Source organism: Streptomyces sp. NPDC050264 (assembly GCF_040655895.1).
Lineage (GTDB): Bacteria > Actinomycetota > Actinomycetes > Streptomycetales > Streptomycetaceae > Streptomyces.
In genome coordinates this window covers 78,340-91,249 of the sequence record NZ_JBFAKV010000016.1, presented here as the reverse complement: position 1 = coordinate 91,249, position 12,910 = coordinate 78,340, and the positions used below count along the sequence as shown (strand labels likewise).

The following is a 12,910-nucleotide window of genomic DNA, read 5'->3' as shown; positions in this document are numbered from 1 at the left end:
CGAGGCAAGTCATGTCCCTGAACGACGACCTGACGGTCATTCAGCGCTGCGTCGACGATCTCGCCCGGGCCGTGGGGCGGCTGCAGCCCCCGCTCGGCGGCCCGGACCTGCGCCGGGTCCGCGCCGACACCGACCACCTGCGCGAGAGCGTGGCCCTGCTGCGCGCGTCGGCCACCGCCACGGAGCCCGGGACCCCGCTCCGTCCGCAGGGCCTCGTGCCGATCCCCGACACCCCGTACGACAGCTCCCTGTGGACCGACTCGGACGACGAGGGGCTCGGCGTACAGAACAGGCACGCCCCCTGACGCACTCACCCCGTCCCTTCGAGCGGAGGATTCGTTGGCCACCGGCACCGAACCCACCAGCACCGAACCCCACACCAAGAGCGGCACCGGCGTCCGAGGCCGGACGCGTGCCGCGATCGCCGCGCCCCATCTGCGCACGGATCGCTGGTGGCTGGCCCCGGCCGCGACCGCTGCGGGCCTGTTCGCCTTCGTCGTCTACTCGACGTGGCGGGCCTTCGCCAACGCCGACTACTACGCGGCCCCGTACGTCTCACCGTTCTACTCGCCGTGCGTCGCGCAGAACTGCGAACCGATGCGGCACGGACCCAACTGGGAGATCTTCGGCTCCTGGTGGGGCCTCTCCCCCGCCCTGCTGATCCTGATCTTCCCGCTCGGTTTCCGGCTGACCTGCTACTACTACCGCAAGGCCTATTACCGCGGCTTCTGGGCGTCGCCGCCGGCCTGCGCGGTGGCCGAGCCGCACAAGACGTACAGCGGCGAGACCCGCTTTCCGCTCATCCTCCAGAACATCCACCGGTACTTCTTCTACGCGGCCGTGCTCGTGGCCTGCATCCTCAGCTACGACACCGTGCTCGCCTTCCGCGACGAGCACTACGCGTGGGGTCACATGGGTCTCGGCACCCTGGTGTTCCTGCTGAACATCACGCTGATCTGGGCGTACACGATCTCCTGCCACTCGTGCCGGCACATCGTCGGCGGCCGCCTCAAGCACTTCTCGAAGCACCCGGTGCGCTACCGCCTCTGGGGCTGGGTGGGCAAGCTGAACGGCCGTCACATGCTGCTCGCCTGGGCCTCGTTGGTGAGTGTGGCGCTCGCCGACTTCTACGTGTACCTGGTCGCGTCCGGCGCCTTCGACGATCCGCGGTTCTTCTAATGGTGGGAGCTCATCGATGAGTGTGGTGGAGCGGCAGCAGTGGGATGTTGTCGTGGTGGGCGCCGGGGGCGCCGGACTGCGGGCCGCGATCGAGGCGCGCGAGCGGGGCGCGCGTACCGCGGTGATCTGCAAGTCCCTGTTCGGCAAGGCCCACACGGTGATGGCGGAGGGCGGCATCGCGGCCGCCATGGGCAATGTGAACTCCGGGGACAACTGGCAGGTCCACTTCCGCGACACGATGCGCGGCGGCAAGTTCCTCAACCAGTGGCGGATGGCGGAGCTGCACGCGCAGGAGGCTCCGGAGCGGGTATGGGAGTTGGAGACGTGGGGCGCTCTCTTCGACCGCACCGGGGACGGCCGGATCTCGCAGCGCAACTTCGGCGGGCACGAGTACCCGCGCCTCGCCCACGTCGGCGACCGTACGGGGCTCGAACTCATCCGCACCCTCCAGCAGAAGATCGTCCAGCTCCAGCAGCAGGACAAGGCGGAGTTCGGCGATTACGAGGCGCGCCTGAAGGTCTTTCAGGAGTGCACCGTCACACGGGTGTTGAAGGACGGGGGCGACCTCGGCGGCGAGGGCTCCGGGCGGGTCTCCGGCGCGTTCTGCTACGAGCGCGAGAGCGGCCGCTTCTTCGTGCTGGAGGCGCCGAGCGTGGTCCTGGCCACCGGCGGCATCGGCAAGTCCTTCAAGGTGACGTCGAACTCCTGGGAGTACACGGGCGACGGCCACGCGCTGGCGCTCCTCGCGGGCGCGCCGCTGCTCAACATGGAGTTCGTGCAGTTCCACCCGACCGGAATGGTCTGGCCGCCGTCCGTGAAGGGCATCCTCGTCACGGAATCGGTCCGCGGTGACGGCGGAGTGCTCAGGAACTCCGACGGCAAACGCTTCATGTTCGACTACATCCCGGACGTGTTCAAGGAGAAGTACGCCGAGTCGGAGGCCGAGGGCGACCGCTGGTACGAGGACCCCGACACCAATCGGCGCCCCCCTGAACTGCTGCCGCGCGACGAGGTCGCCCGTGCCATCAACGCCGAGGTCAAAGCGGGCCGCGGCTCTCCGCACGGCGGCGTGTTCCTGGATGTCTCGACGCGGATGCCCGCCGAGGTCATCCGGCGCCGGCTCCCCTCCATGTACCACCAGTTCAAGGAGCTGGCGGACGTCGACATCACCGCCGAGGCGATGGAGGTCGGCCCCACCTGCCACTACGTGATGGGCGGCATCGCCGTCGACTCGGACACGGCGGCGTCCCGCGGCGTGCCCGGCCTGTTCGCGGCCGGCGAGGTGGCCGGCGGCATGCACGGATCGAACCGGCTCGGCGGCAATTCCCTCTCCGACCTGCTGGTGTTCGGCCGGCGCGCCGGTCTGCACGCGGCCACGTACGCCCAGGGCCTGACGGACCGCCCCGCCGTGGCCGAGCTCCAGCTCGACACCGCCGCCGCCGAGGCGCTGCGCCCCTTCTCCGCGGAGGGCCAGGAGGACGGCACCGTCCCCGAGAACCCGTACACCCTGCACCAGGAACTCCAGCAGACGATGAACGATCTCGTCGGCATCATCCGCCGGGAGCCCGAGATGGAGCAGGCGCTGCGCAAGCTCGCGGAGCTGCGGGTGCGGGCGCGCCGGGCCGGGGTCGAGGGGCACCGGCAGTTCAACCCGGGCTGGCACCTCGCCCTCGATCTGCGCAACATGCTGCTGGTCAGCGAGTGCGTCGCGCGGGCCGCCCTGGAGCGCCAGGAGTCGCGCGGCGGCCACACCCGCGAGGACCATCCGGCGATGGACCGGGAGTGGCGCCGGGTCAATCTGCTCTGCCGGCTCCGAGACCCGAGCGGAGGGCTCGCGGCCACCGATCCGGTCCGCGGCCAGATCAGTCTCGTACGCGAGACCACCGAACCCGTCCGTCCCGACCTGCTGGCCCTCTTCGAGAAAGAGGAGCTGGTCAAGTACCTGGCCGAAGAGGAGCTGTACGAGTGAGCGCGTATGAGGCCCGCTTCAAGGTGTGGCGCGGGGACACCGGCGGCGGTGACCTGGAGGATTTCGACGTCGAGGTGAACGACGGCGAGGTCGTCCTCGACATCATCCACCGCCTGCAGGCGACCCAGGCCCCCGACCTCGCGGTGCGGTGGAACTGCAAGGCGGGCAAGTGCGGTTCGTGCTCCGCCGAGATCAACGGGCGGCCACGGCTGATGTGCATGACGCGGATGTCCGTCTTCGAACGGGACGACGTCATCACGGTGACGCCGCTGCGCGCGTTCCCGGTGGTCCGGGACCTGGTGACCGACGTCGGGTTCAACTACACGAAGGCGCGCGAGGTCCCCTCGTTCGTGCCGCCGTCCGGTGTCGGGCCCGGCGAGTACCGGATGATGCAGGAGGACGTCGACCGCTCGCAGGAGTTCCGCAAGTGCATCGAGTGCTTCCTGTGCCAGGACACGTGCCATGTGGTGCGCGACCACGAGGAGAACAAGGCGGCCTTCGCGGGCCCGCGCTTCCTGATGCGCGTCGCCGAACTCGACATGCACCCGCTGGACGCGGCCGCCGAGAGCGGGCTCGACCGGAAACGGACCGCCCAGGACGAGCACGGGCTCGGCTACTGCAACATCACCAAGTGCTGTTCGGAGGTGTGCCCCGAGCACATCAAGATCACGGACAACGCGCTGATTCCCCTGAAGGAAAGGGCAGTTGACCGTAAGTACGATCCGGTGGTGTGGCTGGGCAACAAGATCCGGCGGAGGTCGTCGCCGTAGCCGGGCCGTGACGTGCGCGTGCCAGACTGCCGCGCATGGGGATGACGATCAAGAGGTTCGTGGTGCCGGCGCTCGTCGGGGTACTCGGAGCCGGCGTCGCGGGCTGTGGGACGCAGGACGACGGGGGCAGGGCGGGCGACGACACCGGACTGACCTCGGCGCTGTCCGGCGTGCCCGCGTCGGCGGCCGAACAGCCCATGACGTACCGCGACGTGCCCACCGCGCGGCGGCTCCTCGCCGCGGACAAGACGCTGTACCAGGGCCTCGACGGATACGGGGTCTGGGAGTTGACCGGCCGGCCGGGGAGCGTCGCGTCCGTGAAGGACTCGTACGGCTTCGAGGCGGGCGACGTCCGCACAGCGCTCCAACTGGGCAGCGGCCAGGCCCAGCGGCTGACCGGGACGTTCGACGTGAGCGCGGCACGCGACGCCATGGAGAAGGACGGCTACCGGGCGTCGGACAGCGCCGACGACGGCGTACGTCTGCGCAAGCAGGGGCAAGCCACCTTCGACGTGTCCGGCACCGCGCGCGTCACGAAGTGGCTCGACGACGGACCCACGCTTCCCCTGGACCCGCCCGACGAATCCGTCGCGGACGACGCCGCGTACCAAGCGGTCGTCGGATGCCTGGGCGACGACGTGTACGAGGCCACGCTGTACGGAAAGCGCTCCGAGTTCCGCAAGCAGGGCGTCACGCTGCTCGGCATCGGCGGCCGGGCGGACGGCTCCGCGTCGACCGAGAAGCTCTGCGCGCTGACCACCTCGAAGAAGAGCGCCGAGAAGATCGCCGGGAAGCTGCGCACGAAGACGGCCCCGGACGAGCGGTTCGCCGGCTCGAAGGTGACGATCGGCGACGGCGACGCCCCCGTCGTCTCCATGTCCTGGAAGAACAGCACGAAATCCGGCCTCCGGCCGGGCGACCAGGACCGCACGACCGAACTGCCGAAACTCTTGCTGTGGTCCTGGACCTGATGGGCCGCGGCCGCACCGCCGACGTCTACGCCCTCGACGACGCCTGGGTACTGCGGCGCCACCGCGACGGCCTCGACGCACGGGCCGAGGCCGCGGTCATGACGTACGTACGCGATCACGGCTATCCGGCGCCGCGTGTGCGTCCCGACGCGGGGCTGCCGCACAGCGACCTGGTCATGGAGCGGCTCGACGGGCCGACTCAGGCGGACGCGGTGTTGCGCGGTGAGGTCGATCCGACGGAGGCGGGGCATGAACTCGGCTTTCTGCTGAGGGAGTTGCATGCCGTTCCCGCTCGGCCGGGTGGGCACGTACTGCATCTTGACCTGCACCCGGAAAACGTCATCCGTACCGCGCACGGGCCCATGGTGATCGACTGGGCGAACGCCGAGGAGGGGGCGCCCGCGCTGGACTGGGCGGTGTCCGCGCTGATTCTCGCTGAGGTCGCCGTGGAGCCGGGGCGGGCGGAGGCGGAGCCGGTGCGGGTGGCCCTCGCGGCACTTCTCACCGAGCCGGTGCCGGGGGTGGACGGCGCTCTCGACGAGGCGGGTGCTCGCCGCGCGGCCAATCCGACGCTCAGCGCGGAGGAGAAGCGGCGACTGGGGGCGGCGGTGGCTCACGTTCGGTGGCTGTTGAGTCGGTAGGTGCACGCCTTGAAGGGAGGGCGGCCGTCCTTGCCTCGTTGGCGGCTTTCCGTTTCGCTTCGGTAGGTGTGCGGGTGGGGCCGGTGCCGCCCGGGGTATGTCCGTGCTCGCCATCTCGATGGCATCGCCGAACGCTTCGGGGACCGCTACCGCGTGAACTGTGCTGCGCGCACATACCCCGGCCTGCGACGCTTACGTCACCTCGGGATCCGGCGCCGGGGTCCGCAGGCTTCGCGGCGTTTCGAGCCCTCGCTCCGGGAACCCGGGACGCGGACCGGTGTCGCGGCCCCGGGCGCTGTGGGGGCGGTCCCGGTCGCGGCACCTTTGATCCGGACATACGCTCCCAAATGTGCCCCCGTCCGAGAGCCGCCCCCGCCCGGTACCGATAGCCGCGCGGACCGCAGTGGTCGCGCTTCTCGCGCTGCTCTGGCTGCTGCTGCCCGCCGCATCCGTCCATGCCGACGATCCGGTCACCCTGTCCCGTACAGGCCAGATCACCGACAAGGTGGGCGCCCTCGGGGACCGTGAGGACGCCGTCGTCTCCGCGCTCGGCGATCTTGACGACGCGCACGGCATCCAGCTCTTCGTCACCTACGTACGGGACTTCTCCGGGCGCTCCGCGCAGGACTGGGCCGACGCCACCGCCGACAAGAACGGCCTCGGCCTCAACGACGTACTCCTCGCCGTCGCCACGCACGACCGGCAGTACGCGCTCTCGGTCGACCAGGACTCCCGGCTCACCGACGCCCAGATCCAGCAGATCGCGGGGACCGCTGTGGAGCCGGCGCTGCGCAGGAACGACTGGGCCGGGGCCGCGATCGGCGCGGCGAACGGGATCGACGCCGTCGTCGCGGGCCGGGCCGTGCCCACCCCGACGGTGACGCCGGGCGCCGCCGACCCCGGCGCGAGCGACGACAGCGCCGGGACCGGCACCGGCGACCTGGTGCTCCCCGTCATCGCCGTCGGCGCCGCGGGCGCCCTGGCCGCGTACTCGTACACCCGGCGCAAGCGGCGCGTGAGCGAACGCACCACTCCCGGCGGGAAAGCCCGTGGCTGGGGGCAGCCGCAGGTCACCCCGCTTCCCGAACTCGACCAGCAGGCCAGGCATCTCCTGGTGGAGACCGATGACGCGGTGCGCACCAGTACCGAGGAACTCGGCTTCGCGACCGCCCAGTTCGGGGAGGAGGCGGTCAAGCCGTTCAGTGAGACGCTCGCGTACGCGCAGACGGAGCTGACGGCGGCGTTCAAGCTGCGCCAGCAACTCGACGACGCCTTTCCCGAGGACGATCCGACGAAGCGGCGGATGCTCGAAGAAATTGTCAGCCGCTGCTCCGAGGCCGGGCGCCGGCTCGATCAGGAGTCCGGGGACTTCGACCGGCTGCGCTCCCTGGAGCAGTCGGCGCCCGAGGCGCTCGCCAACGCCGAACGGGCCTTCCGCGAGCTGACGGCGCAGACGAGCCGCGCGCAGGACACCCTCACCGCGCTCGGCACGCGGTACGCGCCCGCCGCGCTCGGCTCCGTCGCCGGCCACATCGAGCAGGCCAAGGACCGCCTCGTGTTCGCCACGACCCATCTCGACCAGGCCCGCCAGTCCGTCGACGCGGGCGACAACGGCAAGGCCGCCGTCCACCTGCGGGCCGCCGAGGGCGCCGTCGACCAGGCCGGCACGTTCGTCGCCGCGGTCGAGCGCCTGGCGGGTGAACTGGCCGAGGCGCAGGAGAAGTTGCCGGCCGCGCTCACCGAGTCCGAGGCGGATCTCGCGGACGCCCGCGGCCTGCTCGAAGGCACCGCGCGGGGCGTCCCGACCGCGGATCTGCGGGGCCGCATCGCCCGCGCCGAGTCCGTCGTCGGCGACGTACGCGAGGAGACGGCCGCGGGCCCGTACGACCCGATCGACGCGCTGCGCCGTGTGGAGGAGGCGGACGCGGCGCTCGACGAGGCGCTCGCGGCCGCACGGGAGCGGGAGTCGGGCACCACGCGCGCCCGCTCACTCCTCGGGCAGGCGCTGCTCGCCGCCCGCAGCAGCACCGGCGCCGCGGCCGACTTCATCACGACCCACCGCGGCGCCGTCGGCAGCGAGGCCCGCACCCGGCTCGCGGAGGCCCAGCGGCATCTGGCCGACGCGCAGGGCGCCGAGGAGAGCGATCCGGCGGCGGCGCTCACCGAGGCCCAGCAGGCCGACGCGCTGGCCCGGCAGGCGCAGTCGCTCGCCGAGCGGGACGTGCGCTCGTACGGCAATCCATACGGAGGCGGCGGGCGCGGCGGCGGCGGTTCGGGCGGCGCCGTGCTCGGCGGGATCCTCCTCGGCCAGATCCTCGGCGGCGGGGGGCGCGGCGGCATGGGCGGCGGCGGGCGCGGCGGGTTCGGCGGCGGGGGCGGGCCCGGCAGCTTCGGCGGCGGCGGGACCCGTGGCCGCAGAGGCGGCGGCGGACGTTTCTGACCAGCGCGCGCCGACGAGTACCGATCACGGCGCCGCGTCACCCATGGACCCATGTACCGGAGGACTTGATCATGACGAAGCAGACGATTTTCAGCCGGGTCGCCACCCTCGCGAAGGCGAACATCAACGCGCTGCTCGACAACGCCGAGGACCCGCAGAAGATGATCGACCAGCTCATCCGCGACTACACGAACAACATCCGGGAGGCCGAGGACGCCGTGTCGACCACCATCGGCAACCTGCGGATGATGGAGCAGGATCACAAGGAGGACGTGGACGCGGCCGCCGAGTGGGGCACGAAGGCGCTCGCCGCCAGCAAGAAGGCGGACGAGCTGCGGGCCGGCGGGACCGCGGCGGAGGCCGACAAGTTCGACAGCCTCGCGAAGGTCGCGCTCGGGCGGCAGCTGCGGTCCGAGAAGGAGGCGAAGGACGCCGAGCCGACGATTCGCTCGCAGACCGAGGTGGTCGACAAGCTGAAGTCGGGGCTCGACCAGATGAAGACGAAGCTGGGTGAACTGCAGGCCAAGCGCGACCAGTTGGTGGCCCGCGCGAAGACCGCGCAGGCGCAGAACCAGATGATGGACGCCGCGAAGAACATCAACGTCCTCGACCCCACGAGCGAGCTGAACCGCTTCGAGGAGAAGGTGCGCCGCGAGGAGGCCAAGGCTCTCGGCAAGCAGGAGCTGGCCGACTCCTCGCTGGACGCACAGTTCGAGCAGCTGGACTCGCTGGGGGACTCCGCCGAGATCGAGGCGCGGCTCGCCGCGCTCAAGGGCGCATAGCGCCCCGGACTCGTGGCACCGCGGACTCGGGGGCGTCAGAAGAGGCTGAGCAGCGCCTCCGTCGGGTCCGCTATTCCCGTGTCCCCGTCGGGCAGGGCGAGTTCGAACCAGACGGTCTTGCCGCGCGGTGTACGGCGCGAGCCCCAGGCGGCGCTGAGCAGGCCGACGAGCTGGAGGCCGCGGCCGCCCTCGTCGGTGTCCCGGGCGCGGCGGCGGCGCGGCTGCACGAGCCCCGCGTCCCACACCTCGCACACCAGCGTGCGGTCGAGCAGCAGCCGGAGCCTGATCTCGCCCTCGCCGTACCGCAGGGCGTTGGTGACGAGCTCGCTGACGAGCAACTCGGTGGTGTCCACGAGGGGTTCGAGGTCGAAGGCGGTCAGCTGGGCGCGGGCCAGTTCGCGGGCGAGGCCCACGGACTTCGGCTCGCGCGGCAGCGTCCAGTCGCCGACGTTCTCGCTCGGCAGCCCTTGGATGCGGGCCATGAGCAGGGCGATGTCGTCCTCGCCGTGGTGTGTGTCGAGGGTGGTGAGGACGTGGTCGCAGACGTCCTCCAGGGCCGGTGCCGGGTCGTCGAGCACGGCACGGAACGCGGAGAGTCCCTCGTCCAGGGGGTGGTCGCGGGACTCGACCAGGCCGTCCGTGTAGAGGGCGAGGAGCGAGCCGTCCGGCAGTTCGACCTCCACCTCCTCGAACGGCTCCCCGCCCACGCCGAGCGGCATTCCGGGCGGCACGTCGAGCATGAGCGCGCCCTCACCGGGTTCGACGAGTACGGGTGGCAGGTGGCCCGCGTTGGCGAAGGTGCAACGCCGCGTGACGGCGTCGTAGACCGCGTAGACGCAGGTGGCGAGGTAGACCTCGGACAGGTCGGCGTCGGACGGCTTGCTGCGGGCCGAGCGGGTCGCCTGCTGGACACCGCCGGGCGTGCCGAGGCCGCGCGCGATCTCGTCCAACGCGCTGAGCACCTCGGCCGGTTCGAGATCGAGCAGGGCCAGGGTCCTGACGGCCGTACGGAGTTCACCCATGGCGACGGCGGCGCGCAGGCCGCGCCCCATGACGTCGCCGATGACCAACGCGGTGCGGTGTCCGGGCAGTTCGATGACGTCGAACCAGTCGCCGCCGACCTCCGTCGCCGCGTTGCCCGGCAGGTAGCGGCAGGCGATGTCGAGGCCGGACGCCTCGGGGTTGTCGGGCGGCAGGAGCGAGCGCTGCAGTATCAGGGCGCGCTCGTGCTCACGGCGGTACAGGCGCGCGTTGTCGATACAGACCGCGGCACGTGCGGCCAGCTCCACCGCGAGCGCCCGGTCCCGCTCGTTGAACGGTTCGCTGCCCTTCGTGCGGGAGAACTGCACGAGCCCGACGACCGTGTCGTGCGCGACCATCGGCACCGCGAGCGTGGAGCGTACGAGGTTGCCCGGTTCGGCGGGGAGCAGTTGGGGGCGCGCGGTGCGCAGGGCGTCCGCGCAGGGCGAGTTGAACGGGAAGCGGTGCACCGCGCCCACGCTGACGGGTTCCTCGCCGCCCAGGTCGAGGAAGGGCACGTCGGCGACGGCGCTCGCGGCGGCGACCCGGCGCAGCTCGGCGCTGCCGTCGGCGAGGCTGTGGCTGCTCAGCGCCGCCTCGTCGCCCGCGAGCAGCCCCTGGTACAGGTCGACGGAGGCCAGGTCGCAGAAGCCCGGGACGACGACGTCGAGGAGTTCCCTGGAGGTCGTCTCCAGGTCCAGGGAGTTGCCGATGCGGGCGCCCGCCTCGTTCAGGAGCGCCAGGTTGCGGCGGGCGTGCGCGGCCTCGCGGGCGGCGGCGTGCCGCCGGGTGACGTCGGTGGCGAGCCCGGCGACGCCGATGGGCCGGCCCGAACCGCTGTGCACGCGGTAGAGGTTGACGGACCAGTGGCGCCGCTCGGACGAGTCCGGCGCGGTCCCCACCAGCTGCATGTCGGTGACGGCGTCGCCGCTCTCCAGGACCCGGCGCAGCGCGCCCTGCACCCGGTCGGCCTCGTGGCGCGGCAGGTAGTCGTGGACGGTGCGGCCGCGGTGGTCGTCCGTCTGTCCGCCGAAGACCGCGGCGAACGTGCGGTTGGTGCGCCGCACCGTGAGGTCGGTGTCGAACAGCAGGAAGCCGAAAGGCGATTGACCGAAAATCGCCTGCGAGGCGGCAAGGTCCGTTTCGATGCGCCGCAGGGTCCGTACGTCCACCACGATGCAGACCGCGGCACGCTCGCCGGCCTCGGTGGTCGTCGGCATCACATAGACCTCGGCGCGGCCGGCCGGCCTGTCCCCCGACACCTCGGCATCGTTCGCGGGCGGCATCCGGAACGGGACCGTGCCCGTCCACTCCCGGCCGTCCAGGATCTCCGCCATCTTGCGGTACCCGCGCTCGCGGAGATCGGCGGGCACGAACGCCTCGATCGGATCCTTGCCCACGGCCTCCTCGGGCGTGACGCCGAAGACGCGCGCGGCCCGCTTGCTCCACTGGTCGATCAGCCCGTCGGGCCCGATCGAGAAGGAAGCGACCTTGATGTAGTCATAGATCGAACCGGGCGGACTGGACTGCCAGCCGTCGACCGCACCCGACCTTCTCCCGTCGTGCGGCGTGCGGTCCGCATCCCGCGTCGACGCCGTGTCCGGGCGACCCCCGGACACCTGGGCCTTCGCTGGTATCTCGCTCACGCGAACCGTCCCCTCCAGCTCACCACGTCCGGCACCGGTCACCGGGGCGGCTGCCCGCAGTATCCAGCACTACGGAGCCGCACAACACGGTGTTCACGATCACACCACGCTCCCGACGCTTTTTGGCCCGCCGGGGCCGATTGTTTCCGTACCCAGGGTGCAGGTACGCCCACACACGGCGACCCACACGCGCTGCTCTGATCCCTCGTCTAACCAGGCAGAGCCAGCTCGAACCACACGGTTTTGCCACCCGTCCGAGTGTCCCCCGGTCTCGTGCCCCAGCGCCGCGAGGCGCCCGCCACCAATTGCAGACCCCGGCCGCCCTCGTCGTCGGGGGCGGCGGCGCGGGCCCGCGGCGGGTCGGGCAGCGGGTCGGAGACCTCCACGAGGAGGGCGCCGTCGGGGCCCGCCGAGCGGAACAGGCACACTCCGATCGGGCCCGAGGCATACCGCAAGGAGTTGGTCACCAGCTCGCTGACCAGCAGCGTCGTCACATCCCCGAGTTCTTGGAGACCCCAGTCGTCGAGCTGCGCCCGGACCGCCGCACGGGCCCTGCGCACCGCCGTCGGGTCGGCGGGGAAAGCCCACTCGGCGTAGTCGCCGTCGGTGTGGAGCACGCCGATCACTTCCCTGGCCCGCAAAGAGGTCTGCCCGGTTTCAGAGGGTTAATCGGCATATACCCGTACGTGGCGCGGTGCTATCGCGTTGATGGGGGTGCGGTGGTACAGACGGCGTACGCGCGGCTCATCCGGTTCGCGGGAAACGCACCTGTGCGCCGGTCCAGGTTTGAGAACTCCAGCAGGGTCACGGTGTCCGTCGCGCGAGCGTCTCCTTCACCGCGGGAACGTCCTGATCCAGCCAATCGACTGACCAGATCTCGTCGGGCGTCAGCCAGCGGAGTTCGTCGTGGTCCTGCAGCGGGGCCGGGACGCCGGAGAGGAGGCGGGTGCGCCACACTCGCAGCACGTAGCCGGGTTTCAGGGGCCACTCGCCCGGCACCCGGTCGACGGGGTCGGACGTGACGCCCAGCTCTTCGCGCAGCTCGCGCACCAGAGCGTGCTCGGGGACCTCTCCCGGCTCCACCTTGCCGCCGGGTAGTTCCCAGCGGCCGGCCAGCTCGGGGGGCGCGCTCCGTCGCGCGGCCAGGAGGCGGCCCGCATCGTCGTACAGGGCGGCGGCGACCACCACGATCGGTTCGGACGCAGAGGGTGCAGTGGGCATGTGCCGGAGCCTACGGCTCCGTCAGCGCACCGCGCCGTTCTGTCCCGGGCCCGGACCCTGGGCGAGACGCTCGACCCAGTACAGCTGCTTGTGCCCGCGGTCGTCGAGGCTGTCGGCCATGCGCTGGGCCTCGGCCCTGGTCGCGTACCGCCCGACGCGGTAGCGGTTGCCGTTGTCGTCCTCGCGTATGACGAGCCACGGAAGTGTGGTCGTGCTGTCAGTCATCGCGCCCCTCCACTCCCCGACTCCGGCTCGCATGGTGCCCCGCCCC

12 protein-coding genes are annotated in these 12,910 nt (G+C 71.4%); 8 read left to right on the top strand and 4 right to left on the bottom strand.

The window, feature by feature from the left end:
• Positions 1–11: 11 nt before the first annotated feature.
• The 8 genes from AB0J02_RS26755 to AB0J02_RS26720 all read left to right on the top strand — a co-directional run bounded on the left by AB0J02_RS26755 (position 12) and on the right by AB0J02_RS26720 (position 8,752).
• A complete protein-coding gene (locus AB0J02_RS26755) occupies positions 12–305 on the top strand; it encodes a hypothetical protein (protein ID WP_363196317.1) in 294 nt (97 codons plus the stop codon).
• A gap of 34 nt (positions 306–339) precedes the next feature.
• On the top strand, positions 340–1,179 hold the full coding sequence (locus AB0J02_RS26750; RefSeq protein ID WP_363196316.1) for a hypothetical protein: 840 nt from the start codon (positions 340–342) through the stop codon (positions 1,177–1,179).
• 16 nt (positions 1,180–1,195) lie between these two features.
• Positions 1,196–3,148: a fumarate reductase/succinate dehydrogenase flavoprotein subunit gene (locus AB0J02_RS26745; protein WP_363196315.1), complete on the top strand. Its 1,953-nt coding sequence runs from the start codon at positions 1,196–1,198 to the stop codon at positions 3,146–3,148.
• Positions 3,145–3,918, top strand: a complete 774-nt coding sequence (locus AB0J02_RS26740; protein WP_363196314.1) for a succinate dehydrogenase/fumarate reductase iron-sulfur subunit — start codon at positions 3,145–3,147, stop codon at positions 3,916–3,918. Before AB0J02_RS26745 ends, AB0J02_RS26740 begins: the two co-directional genes overlap by 4 nt.
• A 35-nt stretch (positions 3,919–3,953) precedes the next feature.
• Positions 3,954–4,889 (top strand): hypothetical protein, encoded by a 936-nt coding sequence (locus AB0J02_RS26735; RefSeq protein ID WP_363196313.1) that lies wholly within the window; start codon positions 3,954–3,956, stop codon positions 4,887–4,889.
• On the top strand, positions 4,874–5,530 hold the full coding sequence (locus AB0J02_RS26730) for an aminoglycoside phosphotransferase family protein (RefSeq protein ID WP_363196312.1): 657 nt from the start codon (positions 4,874–4,876) through the stop codon (positions 5,528–5,530). Before AB0J02_RS26735 ends, AB0J02_RS26730 begins: the two co-directional genes overlap by 16 nt.
• Before the next feature lie 403 nt (positions 5,531–5,933).
• Positions 5,934–7,970, top strand: a complete 2,037-nt coding sequence (locus AB0J02_RS26725; RefSeq protein ID WP_363196403.1) for a TPM domain-containing protein — start codon at positions 5,934–5,936, stop codon at positions 7,968–7,970.
• A 71-nt stretch (positions 7,971–8,041) separates the two neighbouring features.
• Complete coding sequence (locus tag AB0J02_RS26720) at positions 8,042–8,752, top strand: PspA/IM30 family protein (RefSeq protein WP_363196311.1); 711 nt, start codon at positions 8,042–8,044, stop codon at positions 8,750–8,752.
• 35 nt (positions 8,753–8,787) lie between these two features.
• Here AB0J02_RS26720 and AB0J02_RS26715 read toward each other — a convergent pair whose 3' ends face one another.
• The 4 genes from AB0J02_RS26715 to AB0J02_RS26700 form a co-directional block, all read right to left on the bottom strand.
• Positions 8,788–11,460 carry a SpoIIE family protein phosphatase gene (locus AB0J02_RS26715; protein WP_363196310.1) on the bottom strand — a complete coding sequence of 891 codons (2,673 nt, stop codon included), beginning with the start codon at positions 11,458–11,460 and terminating at the stop codon, positions 8,788–8,790.
• Between the two features lie 167 nt (positions 11,461–11,627).
• Positions 11,628–12,044, bottom strand: a complete 417-nt coding sequence (locus AB0J02_RS26710; RefSeq protein WP_363196309.1) for an ATP-binding protein — start codon at positions 12,042–12,044, stop codon at positions 11,628–11,630.
• A gap of 178 nt (positions 12,045–12,222) precedes the next feature.
• Complete coding sequence (locus AB0J02_RS26705; RefSeq protein ID WP_363196308.1) at positions 12,223–12,639, bottom strand: (deoxy)nucleoside triphosphate pyrophosphohydrolase; 417 nt, start codon at positions 12,637–12,639, stop codon at positions 12,223–12,225.
• A gap of 21 nt (positions 12,640–12,660) precedes the next feature.
• Positions 12,661–12,864: an SPOR domain-containing protein gene (locus AB0J02_RS26700; protein WP_363196307.1), complete on the bottom strand. Its 204-nt coding sequence runs from the start codon at positions 12,862–12,864 to the stop codon at positions 12,661–12,663.
• Positions 12,865–12,910: the final 46 nt, after the last annotated feature.